Raw genomic sequence first — 13,949 nt, forward strand, 5'->3', positions numbered from 1 at the left:
CCCGGCGCCGCGACGCCGCCCGGTTGGCCGAAAATGCGGCAACAGACATGGCCGACACACAGGACTCCCTTTTCCCCGATCTCCCGCGCCCCGAGGACGCATCCGCGGCAGCATCTCCGTCCGCCAAGGCGCAGGCCGCCGAACCTTCCGCGAAGAAGAAGCCGCGCACCGCGACAGTCGAGCCAGCGCCGACGAATCCGGAACTGGTCGAACTGGCCGCCGCGCTGCCTCCCAACCTGCGGCTGGGTACATCGTCGTGGAGCTACCCCGGCTGGGCGAACCTGGTGTGGGACGGCGAATACGCCGAGACGGTGCTGTCGAAGAACGGGCTTTCCGCACTCGCGAAGCATCCTCTGTTCCGCACCGTGAGCGTGGACCGCAACTTCTACCGCGCCCTCACCGCCAGCCAGTACGCGCGCTACGCATCCATGGTGCCCGACGACTTCCGCTTCATGGTGAAGGCGCCGAGCCTCGTGACCGACGCCACCGTGCGCGACGAAAGCGGCCGGGGCATGCAGGCCAACCCGGTGTTCCTCAGCAGCGAGATCGCTCGGCAGGAATTCGTGCTGCCCGCACTGGAAGGGCTCGGCCATCGCATCGGCGTGCTGGTGTTCCAGCTGAGCCCGATCCCGGGGCACATCCTGGCCGACCAGCCCGCCCTGCTCGCGCGCATCGCGGCGATGCTCGAATCGCTGCCCGACATCAGGTCGACGGCGCCCGACGCGGTGATCGCCGTCGAGGTGCGCGACCCGCAACTGCTCAACCCTGCCTTCGCCGAGATGTTGCGCAGCGTGGGCGCCACCTTCTGCATGGGCCTGCACGCCAAGATGCCGCCCATCGAAGACCAGCTGCCGATGTTGCGGGCGCTGTGGCCGGGGCCGCTGGTGTGCCGCTGGAACCTGCACCGGCGCCACGGCCGTTTCGGCTACGAAGACGCCGAGAAGCTCTACGGCCCCTTCGACAAGATCGTCGACCCCGATCCGGAAACGCGCGCGGCGCTCGCCAAGGTGATCGCCGGCACCACCCGCGCGGGCCAGAACGCCTTCGTCACCGTGAGCAACAACGCCGAAGGCTGCGCGCCGCTGACGATCGCGCAGCTCGCGCGGGACATCCTCGAACTGGCGCCGCGTTAGCCGATGTTCTGCTTCGCCGCGACCGTCATCTCGACCTCGACGGTCGCGTTCTTCGGCAGCGCATAGACGCCGACCGCCGTGCGCACATGCACGCCGGCGTCGCCGAACACGCGATGCAGCAGGTCGGAGGCGGCATCAGCCACTTCGCTCTGCTGCGTGAAATCGGCCGTGCACTGCACGAACACACCCACGCGCAGGACTTTCTCGACGACATCGAGCGAACCGAGCGCGCGCCGCAGCAGCGCGAGGCTGCGCAGGGCACAGATCTGCGCGCCTTCGCGCGCCTTGTCGAGCGACACAGCGTCGCCCACGCGGCCGGTGACCACCACCGTGGTGCCCACGCGCGGCACCTGCCCGCTCAGGTAGATGGTGCGGCCGTCGCGCACCAGCGGCACGTAGTGGCCGCCGGCGATGATCTCGCCGTCGAAGCTGTGGCCCAGCTCCGCCGCGATCTGGTCGGCGATCTGGTCCCGGGTCTTTTCTGCTGCTGTCGTCATGTCGTTTCCGTGAAAGTGAGAGCCATTGTCGTCAGCTGTTCCGCATCGAAACAGATACAGAAGGCGTCGATGCGAGGCAGAACAGCTCAAGCCGCCGAAAGGCCCGATGCGACGTCGGGCCACCGGCCCAGCACTTCATGCACGCCCTCGCCCACGTGGCTGTCGATCAGTACCAGCGAGGCCGCGGTCCATCGGACAGGTTCTTCCAGCGCGTGCTTCTCGAGCTTGCGGCGCGCATAGGCCACCGTCATGTGCGGCGTGAACGAGCGCGGGGGCTTCAGGCCCGCGTCGGCCAGCGCCTCGCCCAGGCGCTGCCTGAAGGCCTTCAGCGCCGAGACGCCTTCGTCATCGTCGGCGCACAGCACGAGCGCGCCCTTGGTGTAGCTCATGGCCTTCTCGAAGACGATGTCGAACGTGGGCGGCACCACCGACGCCGCAGCCTTGGAGGCCAGCGCGACCTTGTCGGCGGGCACGCTCGGATATCCGCCGAGGTCGAACAGCGTGACATGCAGGCGATGCGCGTCGACTAACGTTCCTTTCAGTGCGTGCTGCGAATTCATGCGCTCGCCGAGCGCGGCGATCGATGTTGCGTCGTGCGAGGCGGGAACGATGGCGAAGAAGAGAGAGTGTTCGAGCGCGGGCGCCACGCGAGGCGCCTTGCTCCGGGGGCGTGGCAAAGGTTTCGGCGGAGGCTCGATACCTGGAAGAAGAAGCTGTTCTGACATGTCTCGATCATCGCCCATCGATCGGGCTCTTCATCTGCTCTTCAGCAAGCGTCAAGCAGCCCTTCAGGCTGGCTTTCGAGAATCGTTTCACGAGGGTGGCACCGCAATGCGCAGCCACCTGTCGGATCGATCTCAACCATCCAACCAGGAAACTCATCTTGACGAAAACGCAAGCCTGCACAGCCCTTGCAGCAGCCCTTCTGCTCGGCACCATCTCCACGGCCTCGAGCGCCGCCGGCCCGAACCAGGACACCGGAATCTACGTGGGCGGTGCAATCGGCCGCTCGAGCTACAGCCTCTCGTCTTCCAACCGCATGCCCGTGCCGTGGGGCGGCCAGAAGAGCAGCAAGGCCGGCACGGCCTACAAGCTGTACGGCGGCTATCGCTTCACCGAGACCTTCGGCGTGGAAGCAGGCTATGCACGCCTCGGCCGCGTGAGCCAGTGGAGCTCGAACGGCGCCTACTCGCGCCTGCAGGCCGGCACCGGCCAGGTCTTCTACGCGGCCGCCACCGCCCGCCTGCCGCTGGGCGAATCGTTCGCCCTCAACGGCCGCCTCGGCGTCGCACGCGGGCGCGTCTCCGGCGACAACAACTGGGCGTTGCCCAGCCAGCGCATCTCGGGCAGCTCGACCGGCATGATGGTCGGCTTCGGCGCGGAGTACCGCGTGACGCAGAACCTGTCGATCACTGCGGACTACGACTACTTCGGCAAGCTGTCGAAGCAGGCGAAGGGCGGGATGGTGACTGTGGGTTTGAAGGCGAGCTTCTGAGCGTCGCCTCTTTCTTCCGGTGACTCAACGACGCGGCCTCGCATCAGCGGGGCCGCGTTGCTTGGTCCATCATTCCCACTCGATCGTCGCCGGCGGCTTGCTCGACACGTCGTAGGTCACGCGGTTGATGCCGCGCACTTCGTTGATGATGCGCCCCGACACCTTCTTCAGCAGCGCATACGGCAGCTCGGCCCAGTCGGCGGTCATGAAGTCGCTGGTCTGCACGGCACGCAGCGCGACCACGTAGTCGTAGGTGCGGCCGTCGCCCATCACGCCCACGCTCTTCACGGGCAGGAACACGGTGAAGGCCTGGCTCGTGAGGTCGTACCAGGTCTTGCCGGTGGCTTCGTCGGTGAAGTTGCGCAGCTCTTCGATGAAGATCGCATCGGCGCGGCGCAGCAGGTCGGCGTATTCCTTCTTCACTTCGCCGAGGATGCGCACTCCCAGGCCCGGGCCGGGGAACGGGTGGCGGTACACCATCTCGGGCGGCAGTCCGAGGGCCACGCCCAGTTCGCGCACTTCGTCCTTGAACAGGTCGCGCAGCGGCTCGAGCAGCTTGAGGCCCAGCTGTTCGGGCAGGCCGCCCACGTTGTGGTGGCTCTTGATGGTGACGGCCTTCTTGCTCTTGGCGCCGCCCGACTCGATGACGTCGGGGTAGATCGTGCCTTGCGCCAGGAAGGTCGCGCCCTTGTGCCCACCGCCACCGGCCTTGAGCCTGGCGGCTTCCTGCTTGAACACGGTGACGAACTCGCCGCCGATGATCTTGCGCTTGGCTTCGGGGTCGCTCACGCCGGCGAGCTTGCCGAGGAACAGGTCGCTGGCATCGACGCGGATCACCTTCGCGTGCAGCTTGCCTTCGAACATCTCCATGACCATGTCGCCTTCGTTCAGGCGCAGCAGGCCGTGGTCGACGAACACGCAGGTCAGCTGGTCGCCGATGGCGCGGTGGATGAGCGCGGCAGCCACGCTCGAATCGACGCCGCCCGACAGGCCCAGGATGACTTCTTCATCGCCCACCTGCTCGCGGATCTTCTCGACGGCTTCGGCGATGTGGTCGCGCATGACCCAGTCGGGCTTCGCGCCGCAGATGCCGAGCACGAAGCGCTCGAGGATCGCCTTGCCCTGCATCGTGTGCGTGACTTCGGGGTGGAACTGCACCGCGTAGTAGCGGCGCGCCTCGTCGGCCATGCCGGCGATGGGGCAGCTGTCGGTGCTGGCCATGAGCTTGAAGCCCGGCGGCAGTTCGGTGACCTTGTCGCCGTGGCTCATCCACACGTTGAGCATGCCGTGGCCTTCGGGGGTGGTGAAGTCGGCGATGTCCTTCAGCAGCGCCGTGTGGCCATGAGCGCGCACGGCCGCGAAGCCGAACTCGCGCTTGTGGCCGCCCTCGACCTTGCCGCCGAGCTGGTGAGCCATGGTCTGCATGCCGTAGCAGATGCCGAGCACGGGAACGCCCAGGTCGAACACGGCCTGCGGGGCCTTGTCGGTGGTTTCCTCGTACACGCTGGCGTGGCTGCCGGAGAGGATCACGCCCTTGAGGTGGCCGTCGGCGGCGTATTCGCGCACCCATTCGTCGGTGACGTCGCAGGGATGCACTTCGCTCAGCACGTGGGCTTCGCGCACGCGGCGTGCGATGAGCTGCGTGACCTGCGAGCCGAAATCGAGGATGAGGATCTTGTCGTGTTGCATGGCGAAAGGACTCAGAGCGTTGAAATGTCGAGCAGCTTCACTCCCGCCTGGGGTGCAGCCTGGATGAGTTGCTCGTCGAAGGTGGCGAGCGGGAGATTGAGCGACTTGGCGAGCCAGAGATAGCCCGCGTCGTAGAGAGACACGCCGGCATCGATGGCGACGGCAAGCACGGCCTTGTGCTGCGCCGGCGCGAGCTCGTGCAGTTCGACGCGATGGCGGATGGCGTCGAGCACGCTCCACAGCCCTTCGACCGCAGACGAGGGAATGCGGCCGCTGCGCACGCCGTTGGCGAGGATGTTGGCGCACTCCCATTGCCAGACGTTGGGCGCCTGCGGCTCGACCTCGTCGCGGCGGATGGCGGCGTAGAGCCTGCGGGTGTGCTCGCTGGCCATGTCTGGAAGCAGCCAGGCGGCCGTGACCGAGGCATCCATGACGAAGGCGGTCATTGCTGGCGCCCCTCGTCGAGCAGTGCGCGCGGCTGCGGGCCGGGCTGGATGGTGGCGTGGAGCGCGTCGATCTGGCCCAGCTCGCGCTCGATCTGCTCGTCGGTGATGACCGGCTTGCGGCGCACCGGCAGCATGCGCACGACTTCCTTGCCGTGGCGGGTGATGCGAACCTCCTCGCCCTTCTCGACCGAGTCGATCAGGGCCGAGAAGTTGTTCTTGGCTTCGGCGATGCCGATGGATTGCATTTGGGCCAGAAAATTTGAATCTGGCCCAAATTTTAAACCCAGTCTGGCCCGACTTTCAAGGTCTGGCCAGATTAAGCTCAGTCGGCGCGGTAGTTCGGCGCTTCCTTCGTGATCTGCACGTCGTGGACGTGGCTCTCACGAATGCCGGCCGTGGTGATCTCGACGAACTCGGCCTTGTTCTGCATGTCGGCGATGGTCGCGCAACCGCAGTAGCCCATGCTGGCGCGGACGCCGCCGGCCATCTGGTAGACGATCGAGACGATCGAGCCCTTGTAGGGCACGCGGCCTTCGATGCCTTCGGGCACGAGCTTGTCGGTGTTGGGGTTGCCGGTGGTCGACTCCTGGAAGTACCGGTCGGCGCTGCCCTGCTGCATCGCGCCGATGGAGCCCATGCCGCGGTAGCTCTTGTAGCTGCGGCCCTGGTACAGCACGATTTCGCCCGGCGCCTCTTCGGTGCCGGCGAACATGCTGCCCATCATGACGGTGCTCGCGCCAGCCGCGATGGCCTTGGCGATGTCGCCCGAGTAGCGCACGCCGCCGTCGGAAATCAGCGGAATGCCCGTGCCCTGCAGCGCGGTTGCGACGCTGTCGACCGCCATGATCTGCGGCACGCCCACGCCGGCCACGATGCGGGTGGTGCAGATGGAGCCGGGGCCGATGCCGACCTTGACCGCGTCAGCGCCGGCGTCGGCCAGCGCGCGGGCGGCGTCGCCGGTGGCGATGTTGCCGCCGATCACGTCGACCTGCGGATAGTTCTTCTTGACCCAGCGCACGCGCTCGATCACGCCGGCGCTGTGGCCGTGGGCCGTGTCGACCACGATGGCGTCGACGCCGGCCTTCACCAGCGCCTCGACGCGCTCCTCGGTGCCGTCACCCACGCCGACAGCGGCGCCCACGCGCAGGCGGCCGTTGGGGTCGCGCGCGGCATTGGGGAAGCTGGTCTGCTTGGTGATGTCCTTGACGGTGATGAGGCCCTTGAGCTCCCAGTCGCCGTTGATGACGAGCAGGCGCTCGAGCTTGTGCTTGTTCAGCAGCGCCTTGGCCTCGGCGAGCGTGGTGCCGTCGGGCACGGTGATGAGCTTCTCGCGCCGCGTCATGATCTCGCTGACGGGCACGTCGTAGCGGCTTTCGAAACGCAGGTCGCGGCCGGTGACGATGCCGACCACCTTGCCGGCGTCGACCACCGGGAAGCCCGAGATGCCGAGCTGGTCGGACAGGGCCATCACCTGGCGCACCGAGTGCGTCGGCGTGATCACAACCGGATCGCGCAGCACGCCCGACTCGTAGCGCTTCACCCGGGCCACTTCTGCGGCCTGCTGCTGCGCGGTGAGGTTCTTGTGCACGATCCCGATGCCGCCTTCCTGCGCGATGGCGATCGCGAGGCGGGCTTCGGTCACGGTGTCCATGGCCGCAGAGACGAGCGGCAGGTTCAGCGTGATGTTGCGGGAGAGTTTGGTGGCGAGGGAGGTGTCCTTGGGCAGGACCTGGGAGAACGCTGGCACCAACAACACGTCGTCGAAGGTGAGCGCTTTGCCGAGAAGGCGCATGGGTGAAGCTCCAAAAGACGGATTGTAACGAGGCCTCCGGCCGGTTTGCCGGTCCGGGGCCATTTCCAGACGTTGCAAAAGCACCCAACCCGGATGTTGCAAAAAGTAAGGCCCGGCTAAACTTCAGGGATGAAATTCGTGCACTGGCTGGTACTGGGATGTGTCGTTGCGCTGCCGCTGTCGGCGAGCGCTCAATGGCAATGGCTCGACAAGAACGGCAAGAAGGTCTACAGCGACCAGGCTCCGCCGCCCGACGTGCCCGAGAAGAACATCCTGCGCCGCGTAGGCCCGCCGCCGGCGGCGCGGTCCACCGCGAACCCGAATGTCGACGCGCCGCCCCTGGCGGAAGGCACCGCCGACGCCCCTGCCGCTGCGCCGAAGGCCGCGGCCGCGCCCAAGCCCACGGGCGTCGACAAGGAACTCGAGGAAAAGACCAAGAAGGCCGAAGCCGAGCAGAAGGCCAAGCAGGCCGCGGAAGAGGCAAAGATCGCGAAGGCCAAGGCCGACAACTGCGCCCTCGCCCGCCAGAGCAAGGCCACGGTCGACAGCGGCATCCGGCTGGCGAAGGTCAATGCCAAGGGCGAACGCGAGATCATGGACGACGCCGCCCGTGCCGCCGAGCAGAAGCGCATTCAGGACGTGATCAACAGCGACTGCAAGTAGCGAGGTCGTCCGTCAGTCAGTAGCCGGCCTTGCCGCCCTTGCGGCGGTTCGCGAACAGGCCGGTTCCCTTCGAGCCCTGGCGCTGGAAGCGTTCCCGGCGTGCCACCTTGGGATCCACCGCGAGGGGGCGGCACAGCTCGATGCGGTCGCCGTCCTTCAGGGCCTGATCCCATTCGACGGCCTTGCCCCAGATGCCCGGCGTCATGGCATGGCGCCAATCCAGATCCGGAAAACGCTGCGAAAGATCGCTGGCCCGGACGGCGTCGACCAGCGTCGCGCCCGGTGGGAGATGCAGCACCTGCTCGAACACCTCGCGCGCCGCGGGGGAGCAGCTCAGCGTGACCTCGATGGTCATCGGAATCAGGACGAGCCGTAGACCTGCTCGGCGCGCTTGACGAAGGCCTCGACCAGGCTGGATGCGATGGTGTCGAACACGGGGCCCACGAGCGCCTGCAGGGCGAAGTTGCTGAAGCCGTAGCTCAGGTGCAGCTCGACGCGGCAGGCGCGTTCGCCCTCTTCTCCCACGGGCGTGAATTTCCACTTGCCGTCGAGGTTGGAGAACGGCCCGTCGACCAGCTTCAGCTGCACCTCGCGGCCAGGAACATGGGTGTTGCGGGTGGTGAAGCTCTGGTGCAGCCCGGCGAAGGCCAGGCCCACTTCGGCCGTCATGCCGGCCTCGTCCTGCTCGATGACGCGGGACTTGTCGCACCACGGGAGAAACTGCGGATACTTCGCCACATCGGTGACGAGCGCATACATCTCTTCGGCGCTGTACCAGATGAGGACGGACTTGTTGACTGTTTTCATAGAATCGGCACAGCGTGCGCGACGGATTGTATTGAAGCCATGCAGCCCCCATATTCCCGAGTCATGGCCACCAAGAAACAAGATACCTCCTCCCGCATCGCCGACAACAAGAAGGCTGCCTACAACTATTTCTTCGAAGAGCGCTTCGAGGCCGGCATGGTCCTGGAAGGCTGGGAAGTCAAGTCGCTGCGCGAAGGCAAGGTGCAGCTCACCGACGGCTACGTGGTGATCCGCAACGGCGAACTCTTCGTGCTGGGCTGCCAGATCAACCCGCTCAAGAGCGCCTCCACGCATGTCAACCCCGATTCGATCCGTACCAAGAAGCTGCTGCTGAAGAAGGACGAGATCCGCCGCCTTACGGCCAAGGTCGAGCAGAAGGGCTACACGCTGGTGCCGCTCAATCTGCACTGGAAGGCCGGCAAGGTGAAGTGCGAGATTGCGCTGGCAAAGGGCAAGGCCGAGCACGACAAGCGCGACACCATCAAGGACCGCGAAGGCAAGCGCGAGGTCGAGCGCGCGATGAAGAGCCGCAACCGCTGAAGAATCTTTTTTTGCGGACGATGGAATAAAAGCCGCGCCGCGGGCGTTTGTGCGGTTGTCACCGGAAGCACCGGTGTCGCCACCAACAAGGAGTTCTTCCATGTCGCCTTTCCGCGCATCTTCCGCCGTCCTGCTGAGCGCCCTTCTCGCGCTCCCTGCCTTCGCCCAGCCCAAGCCCGCCGACGGCGCCCTCGTGGGCCCGAACGGCATGACGCTCTACACCTTCGACAAGGACACGGCCGGCAGCGGCAAGTCGGTCTGCAACGGCGGATGCGCCACCAACTGGCCGCCCTTCATGGCGGCCGACGGCGACAAGCCCAGCGGCGACTTCACTATCGTCACCCGCGACGACGGCAAGAAGCAATGGGCAGCCAAGGGCTGGCCGCTGTACTACTGGGCCAAGGACACCAAGCCCGGCGACAAGACCGGCGACGGCGTCAACGGCACGTGGAAGACCGCCAAGCCCTGATCCGCCGGCCCTTCCCGCCCTTCGCCCTCCGCCCTTCGCTCCATGGACGCCCGCCTGCTGGTCGAGCACATCCCGAGCCTGCGCCGCTACGCGCGGGCGCTCACGGGCAATGCGTGGGCGGCGGACGACCTGGTGCAGGACACGCTGGAGCGCGCCTGCAGCAAGTGGCGCCTGTGGGTGGTGGGCAGCGACCTGCGGGCGTGGCTCTTCACCGTCATGCACAACATCTTCGCGAGCCAGGTGCGCCGCACGCCTCCGCCCCACGCCGTGGTGCCGCTCGACGAAGTGGCGCAGGAGGTGCAGGGCATGGCCGACTCCGGCCGCGACCAGGGCACCGGCATCGACCTGCAGCGCTGCCTGATGCAGTTGCCCGAGGAGCAGCGCGCCGTGCTGCTGCTGGTGACGCTCGAAGACCTGTCGTATGCCGAAGTCGCCAGGGTGCTCGGCGTTCCGGTCGGCACGGTGATGTCGCGCCTGTCGCGTGCCCGCGTGCGGCTGCAGGAACTGCTGGACGGCGCGTCGCCCGCCGTGCGCCCCGGCCTGCGCCGCCTCAAGTGAAAACTGCCGCAGCATCATGAACCGCCCCGCCCCGCCCCCTACCGACGACGAACTGCACGCCTGGGTCGACGGCCAGTTGCCTCCGGACCGCCTTGACGCAGTCGAGCAAGCGATTGCACGCGACCCCGCCGCGGCCGCCAAGGTTGCGGCATGGCACGCGCAACGCGACTCCCTGCGCCGGCTGCACGGCGAGCTGCTCGACGCGCCCATCCCCGCACCTCTGCTGGGCGCACTGGACCGCCGCCAGCCACGCCGGACGCAGCAACGCACTTCGTGGATGCGCTGGGGTGGCCTCGCGGCCGGCCTGCTGGTCGCATTCGCCGCCGGCTGGCTCGGGAATGCGCAATGGACCCAGTGGTCCGCGCCGCGCGCCAGCGCCCAACTCGCCCATGCGCCGGCCGTGCGGGAGTTCGTTCACGACGCATCGATCGCACACGTCGTCTATGCGCCCGAGAAAAGGCATCCCGTCGAAGTGGCCGCGTCCGAGCAGCAGCACCTGGTGCAGTGGCTCTCCAGGCGTCTGGACCGTCCGCTGAAAGTGCCCGACCTCTCCAGCCAGGGCTACACGCTGGTCGGCGGCCGCCTGCTGCCCGGCGAGACCGGGGCGCGCGCGCAGTTCATGTTCGAGGACGCCGCCGGCGAGCGCGTGACGCTCTACATCGGCACCCTCGACGCCCGCGCCGCCGGCGCGCCGACAACGGCACCTTCCGCCAACGAAACCGCCTTCCGCTTCGCCTCCGAAGGCCCGGTGCCGAGCTTCTACTGGGTGGACCAGGGGTTCGGCTACGCCATCGCCGGCAAGCTGCCGCGCGACCTTTTGCTCAAACTCGCGACGCTCGCCTACCGCGATTTGTCGTAACGACCGCATAAACTGCCGGCTCGCGCAATCATCCTGCCCGGCATCCAGTCACCGGCTTGTTTTCGCGATTTTTCAACCGAAGGAGAAACTGCATGAAATTGCTCAGCGCCTCGATCCTCGCGGCGGCCCTGCTTGCCGGCTGCGGCAGCATGTCCAACAAGACCGCAAGCGCACCCGACACGCCCACCCGCACCGCCGACGGCGTGCTGGTCGGACCGAACGGAATGACGCTGTACACCTTCACCAAGGACACCGCCGGTGCCGGCACCTCCGCCTGCAACGGCCAGTGCGCAGCCAACTGGCCTCCGCTCGGCGTGGCGGACACCGCCAAGCCCATCGGCGGCTACACCATCATCATTCGCGAAGACGGCAAGCGCCAATGGGCCTACAAGGGCTGGCCGCTGTACTACTGGGCCAAGGACGCCAAGCCCGGCGACAAGACCGGCGACGGCTTCGCCAACGGCGCCTGGAAGCTCGCCCGTCCCTGATCCCCTGCGGACCTGAAGACCCTGAAACGCCGGCACCCGCCGGCGTTTTTTTCTTGCCAGCCCTTTCCAGCGTTTCCTGCTCTTCCTGCCGGTTTCCCCGGTACGGCAACGGCACCACCCACGGCAGAATCCCCGCATGACGCCTGACGCCAACCCGGACGCGTTCCTCGCCCTGCTGACCCAGGGCCTGATCACCGACGCACAGCACGACGCCGCACGCGCACACCCCGAGTTCTCCACCCTTCCGCCGTTGCCGAGCCCGGCCCACGCGCTGGCATGGATGCGGGTGCGCGGCCTGGTCACCGAGGAGGAGCAGAACGCGGCGCTCGACAGGATCGCCGACGACGCCCCTCATGCGGACGACGCGGCCGACACAGCCATCGATGCCGACGACCTCGTCGAACTGGCCGAACAGGGCATCACGCACGAGGCCATCGGCGCGCTCTTCAAGGACGCCCTGATCGATGCCGAGACGCGCGACATGGCGCTGGCGGAAACACCCGTCGTGGGCACCGCAGCCGCCTCCCCTGTCGCCACGCTGGCCTGGCTGGCAACCGACGGCCCACTCGAGAAGGAAGGCTTTGACGCCCTGCGCACCCAGGTCGCGGCCGAGCCGGCCTTTGCCACGGCCGTCGAGCGCGCCCGCATCGTGACCGAGGCACAGGCCCTGATCGAAGCCGACGAGCAGGCCGCCCGGGCGTGGCAGGCACGCGCGCAGCGCAGCCGGCGCATCGGCACATGGAAGTTCCTGGCGACCGTGGCGGTGATCGGCGGCGGCATCGGCTGGTATGCGTTCGCCCCGGCGAGCGTGCCGGCCTGCGACGCCGCATCCACGCGCAAGACGCTCGACAGCCTGATGCGCCGTGTGAGCATGGACGTGCGCATGCGTCATCTCGACCCGAACGGCGGCACCGTGATCGAGACGCCCTCCGTGAGCAGCCTGCGAGAGATCGGCTATCTCAAGCCGGAGCGCGTGCGCGGCTGCATGGCGGTCATGACGCAGGGCGACAGCAAGGAACCGATGGCCTACACCATCGGCCCCACGGAGCCCAAGGGCGACGAGATGGTGGTGCGCGGCGCGGACGTGGCCATCGTCGAGGCCCGCTTCGGCAACCTCGATGCCGACGGCAGGCCGCTCTACAACGCCGAACCCATCGGCCGCGAGGCGATGGAAAAGGCATTCCGCGAAGGCGCCGCCCCGCTCGGAGCAGCCCGGGCCGCCTCGGCCGCGCGCATGCGTGCGCGCACCGACCCGGGCCTGGTGCGCAAGGACCCGAACCGCTCGCGCGAGATCGCCGAGATCGAACCCACGGGCCCCTGCCGCAAGCTGGAGGACGGCACGGGCCATGCCTGCCCGCTGGTCGTCGAATACAACGACAGCCTGCTGGGAGCCCTCACGGGCGGCGACAGCTCGCTGCCGGTGAGGGGTGAATTCACGTTCGTGGAAGACAACGGCAACTGGCGCGTCGGCGACGATTTCGCGCAGACCTTCATGCGCAAGGTGCTCGAGGCCCGCATGGCCGGCATGGGCGTACCAAGCACGAGCATCCAGCAGTAGCTCGGCGCGCAGTGCGCCAGCGTGTCAGTGCGCGCCCGGCACGGCCGTGTCGGCCACCGTGGTGCGCCGTCCGCGCAGCGCCAGCAGCTCGTTGAACACCAGCGCACCGATGACCAGCGCGCCGCCGGCCAGCACACTCGGCGCGGGTTGCTCGCCGGCGCCGATCCAGGCCAGCGCGATGCCGAAGACCACCTCGAGCAGAGCCAGCAATGCGACCTCTGGTGCCTTCAGCACCTGGGCGCACAGCACCGAAAGAACGCACGGAATGGCCAGCTGAAACACGCCCAGGAAGGCCAGCAGCCCGAGATCGTGTGCGCCGGCCTTGAACGGCCAGGCAAACGGCAGCGTGAAGAGCGCGGTGATCACCGCGCCAATGAGCACCGCCGGCACTAGGTCGATCCTGTGGCCCTTGGCCTGCGCATGCTGCACCACGGTCCAGTTCGCAGCACCGGCCAGCGGCACGCACAGCGCGAGCAGCGTGCCCGCCAGCGACCCGCCTCCGCCCTGCATCAACTGGGTGCCGTACATCCAGCCGATGCCCGCACCCGCGACCACGATGGCCAGCCAGGTGCGCGCGGGCAGCCTGTGCCCGATGAAGATGCGCGCCGCCAGCGCGGTGAGCAGCGGCCCGAGCGACATGGTGACGAGCACGCTGGCCGTCGAAGCCAGCGTGAGCGCGACCATGAAGGCCGTGAACATCACGGCCCAGCAGACGCCGGAGATCCAGAGCTCGCGCCCGCCGCGGCGCAGCTGGGAGAACACGGCGCGTCCGCGCCAAAGCGGCAAGATCACCAGCAGCGCCAGCGTCGTGAAGAGGCTGCGCCAGAAGGTGATCTCGAAACTGTGCGCCTGTGCCAGGTGCCGCGTGACGACGCCCGCCGTGCCCCACATCAGGGTCACGACGACCATCAGCCAGACGGCGCCGCCGTGCGTCAGGCGCATGGGAGGGAAGAAA

The 13,949-nt window shown here is 67.6% G+C and carries 18 protein-coding genes; 9 read left to right on the top strand and 9 right to left on the bottom strand.

Going from position 1 to position 13,949, the window contains the following annotated elements; all coding sequences use genetic code 11:
• Positions 1 to 47 precede the first annotated feature (47 nt).
• Complete coding sequence (locus EJP69_RS03385; RefSeq protein ID WP_126468730.1) at positions 48 to 1,133, top strand: DUF72 domain-containing protein; 1,086 nt, start codon at positions 48 to 50, stop codon at positions 1,131 to 1,133.
• On the opposite strand, the gene EJP69_RS03390 is transcribed toward EJP69_RS03385, so the two are convergent.
• Together EJP69_RS03390 and EJP69_RS03395 are read right to left on the bottom strand one after the other, a co-directional pair.
• On the bottom strand, positions 1,130 to 1,630 hold the full coding sequence (locus EJP69_RS03390) for a RidA family protein (RefSeq protein WP_093303087.1): 501 nt from the start codon (positions 1,628 to 1,630) through the stop codon (positions 1,130 to 1,132). The two genes, EJP69_RS03385 and EJP69_RS03390, sit on opposite strands and share 4 nt — an antisense overlap.
• 86 nt (positions 1,631 to 1,716) lie before the next feature.
• Positions 1,717 to 2,277: a 2'-5' RNA ligase family protein gene (locus EJP69_RS03395; RefSeq protein ID WP_240652019.1), complete on the bottom strand. Its 561-nt coding sequence runs from the start codon at positions 2,275 to 2,277 to the stop codon at positions 1,717 to 1,719.
• A 236-nt stretch (positions 2,278 to 2,513) separates the two neighbouring features.
• Between EJP69_RS03395 and EJP69_RS03400 the strand changes: the two genes are divergently transcribed.
• Entirely contained in the window at positions 2,514 to 3,125 is a 612-nt protein-coding gene (locus tag EJP69_RS03400) for a porin family protein (protein ID WP_170217034.1), read from the top strand.
• 69 nt (positions 3,126 to 3,194) lie between these two features.
• Here EJP69_RS03400 and guaA read toward each other — a convergent pair whose 3' ends face one another.
• From guaA to guaB, 4 genes are all read right to left on the bottom strand, one after another.
• Complete coding sequence (guaA, locus tag EJP69_RS03405; protein WP_126468733.1) at positions 3,195 to 4,814, bottom strand: glutamine-hydrolyzing GMP synthase; 1,620 nt, start codon at positions 4,812 to 4,814, stop codon at positions 3,195 to 3,197.
• 11 nt (positions 4,815 to 4,825) lie between these two features.
• On the bottom strand, positions 4,826 to 5,260 hold the full coding sequence (locus EJP69_RS03410) for a type II toxin-antitoxin system VapC family toxin (RefSeq protein ID WP_170217035.1): 435 nt from the start codon (positions 5,258 to 5,260) through the stop codon (positions 4,826 to 4,828).
• Positions 5,257 to 5,505, bottom strand: a complete 249-nt coding sequence (locus EJP69_RS03415; protein WP_093195299.1) for a type II toxin-antitoxin system Phd/YefM family antitoxin — start codon at positions 5,503 to 5,505, stop codon at positions 5,257 to 5,259. Before EJP69_RS03415 ends, EJP69_RS03410 begins: the two co-directional genes overlap by 4 nt.
• Positions 5,506 to 5,582: 77 nt before the next feature.
• On the bottom strand, positions 5,583 to 7,052 hold the full coding sequence (guaB, locus tag EJP69_RS03420) for an IMP dehydrogenase (protein WP_093195300.1): 1,470 nt from the start codon (positions 7,050 to 7,052) through the stop codon (positions 5,583 to 5,585).
• 129 nt (positions 7,053 to 7,181) lie between these two features.
• Here guaB and EJP69_RS03425 point away from each other — a divergent pair, with 129 nt between their 5' ends.
• On the top strand, positions 7,182 to 7,715 hold the full coding sequence (locus tag EJP69_RS03425) for a DUF4124 domain-containing protein (protein WP_126468734.1): 534 nt from the start codon (positions 7,182 to 7,184) through the stop codon (positions 7,713 to 7,715).
• 16 nt (positions 7,716 to 7,731) lie between these two features.
• On the opposite strand, the gene EJP69_RS03430 is transcribed toward EJP69_RS03425, so the two are convergent.
• Together EJP69_RS03430 and EJP69_RS03435 are read right to left on the bottom strand one after the other, a co-directional pair.
• Positions 7,732 to 8,070: an RnfH family protein gene (locus EJP69_RS03430; protein ID WP_093302925.1), complete on the bottom strand. Its 339-nt coding sequence runs from the start codon at positions 8,068 to 8,070 to the stop codon at positions 7,732 to 7,734.
• Positions 8,071 to 8,075: 5 nt separating this feature from the next.
• A complete protein-coding gene (locus EJP69_RS03435) occupies positions 8,076 to 8,522 on the bottom strand; it encodes a type II toxin-antitoxin system RatA family toxin (protein ID WP_093195303.1) in 447 nt (148 codons plus the stop codon).
• Between the two features lie 63 nt (positions 8,523 to 8,585).
• Here EJP69_RS03435 and smpB point away from each other — a divergent pair, with 63 nt between their 5' ends.
• From smpB to EJP69_RS03465, 6 genes are all read left to right on the top strand, one after another.
• Positions 8,586 to 9,062 carry an SsrA-binding protein SmpB gene (gene smpB / locus EJP69_RS03440; protein ID WP_093195304.1) on the top strand — a complete coding sequence of 159 codons (477 nt, stop codon included), beginning with the start codon at positions 8,586 to 8,588 and terminating at the stop codon, positions 9,060 to 9,062.
• A gap of 100 nt (positions 9,063 to 9,162) precedes the next feature.
• Complete coding sequence (locus EJP69_RS03445; RefSeq protein ID WP_126468735.1) at positions 9,163 to 9,531, top strand: COG4315 family predicted lipoprotein; 369 nt, start codon at positions 9,163 to 9,165, stop codon at positions 9,529 to 9,531.
• A gap of 42 nt (positions 9,532 to 9,573) precedes the next feature.
• Complete coding sequence (locus EJP69_RS03450; protein WP_126468736.1) at positions 9,574 to 10,089, top strand: RNA polymerase sigma factor; 516 nt, start codon at positions 9,574 to 9,576, stop codon at positions 10,087 to 10,089.
• A gap of 16 nt (positions 10,090 to 10,105) precedes the next feature.
• A complete protein-coding gene (locus EJP69_RS03455; protein WP_126468737.1) occupies positions 10,106 to 10,948 on the top strand; it encodes an anti-sigma factor family protein in 843 nt (280 codons plus the stop codon).
• 92 nt (positions 10,949 to 11,040) lie between these two features.
• Positions 11,041 to 11,436 carry a COG4315 family predicted lipoprotein gene (locus EJP69_RS03460; RefSeq protein WP_093195308.1) on the top strand — a complete coding sequence of 132 codons (396 nt, stop codon included), beginning with the start codon at positions 11,041 to 11,043 and terminating at the stop codon, positions 11,434 to 11,436.
• A 136-nt stretch (positions 11,437 to 11,572) separates the two neighbouring features.
• Positions 11,573 to 12,994, top strand: coding sequence for a hypothetical protein (locus EJP69_RS03465; protein ID WP_126468738.1), 1,422 nt, complete (start codon positions 11,573 to 11,575; stop codon positions 12,992 to 12,994).
• A 24-nt stretch (positions 12,995 to 13,018) separates the two neighbouring features.
• Here the strand turns inward: EJP69_RS03465 and EJP69_RS03470 are convergent, their stop codons facing one another.
• On the bottom strand, positions 13,019 to 13,936 hold the full coding sequence (locus EJP69_RS03470; protein WP_126468739.1) for a DMT family transporter: 918 nt from the start codon (positions 13,934 to 13,936) through the stop codon (positions 13,019 to 13,021).
• Positions 13,937 to 13,949: the final 13 nt, after the last annotated feature.

It is taken from the genome of Variovorax gossypii, assembly GCF_003965815.1.
Taxonomy (GTDB): Bacteria; Pseudomonadota; Gammaproteobacteria; order Burkholderiales; family Burkholderiaceae_C; genus Variovorax; species Variovorax gossypii.

Coding starts and splice junctions, on each gene's coding strand:
- EJP69_RS03385 (WP_126468730.1), top strand. CDS start 48: ATGGCCGACACACAGGACTCCCTTTTCCCCGATCTCCCGCGCCCCGAG.
- EJP69_RS03390 (WP_093303087.1), bottom strand. CDS start 1,630: ATGACGACAGCAGCAGAAAAGACCCGGGACCAGATCGCCGACCAGATC.
- guaA (WP_126468733.1), bottom strand. CDS start 4,814: ATGCAACACGACAAGATCCTCATCCTCGATTTCGGCTCGCAGGTCACG.
- EJP69_RS03410 (WP_170217035.1), bottom strand. CDS start 5,260: ATGACCGCCTTCGTCATGGATGCCTCGGTCACGGCCGCCTGGCTGCTT.
- EJP69_RS03415 (WP_093195299.1), bottom strand. CDS start 5,505: ATGCAATCCATCGGCATCGCCGAAGCCAAGAACAACTTCTCGGCCCTG.
- guaB (WP_093195300.1), bottom strand. CDS start 7,052: ATGCGCCTTCTCGGCAAAGCGCTCACCTTCGACGACGTGTTGTTGGTG.
- EJP69_RS03425 (WP_126468734.1), top strand. CDS start 7,182: ATGAAATTCGTGCACTGGCTGGTACTGGGATGTGTCGTTGCGCTGCCG.
- EJP69_RS03430 (WP_093302925.1), bottom strand. CDS start 8,070: ATGACCATCGAGGTCACGCTGAGCTGCTCCCCCGCGGCGCGCGAGGTG.
- EJP69_RS03435 (WP_093195303.1), bottom strand. CDS start 8,522: ATGAAAACAGTCAACAAGTCCGTCCTCATCTGGTACAGCGCCGAAGAG.
- smpB (WP_093195304.1), top strand. CDS start 8,586: ATGGCCACCAAGAAACAAGATACCTCCTCCCGCATCGCCGACAACAAG.
- EJP69_RS03445 (WP_126468735.1), top strand. CDS start 9,163: ATGTCGCCTTTCCGCGCATCTTCCGCCGTCCTGCTGAGCGCCCTTCTC.
- EJP69_RS03450 (WP_126468736.1), top strand. CDS start 9,574: ATGGACGCCCGCCTGCTGGTCGAGCACATCCCGAGCCTGCGCCGCTAC.
- EJP69_RS03455 (WP_126468737.1), top strand. CDS start 10,106: ATGAACCGCCCCGCCCCGCCCCCTACCGACGACGAACTGCACGCCTGG.
- EJP69_RS03460 (WP_093195308.1), top strand. CDS start 11,041: ATGAAATTGCTCAGCGCCTCGATCCTCGCGGCGGCCCTGCTTGCCGGC.
- EJP69_RS03465 (WP_126468738.1), top strand. CDS start 11,573: ATGACGCCTGACGCCAACCCGGACGCGTTCCTCGCCCTGCTGACCCAG.
- EJP69_RS03470 (WP_126468739.1), bottom strand. CDS start 13,936: ATGCGCCTGACGCACGGCGGCGCCGTCTGGCTGATGGTCGTCGTGACC.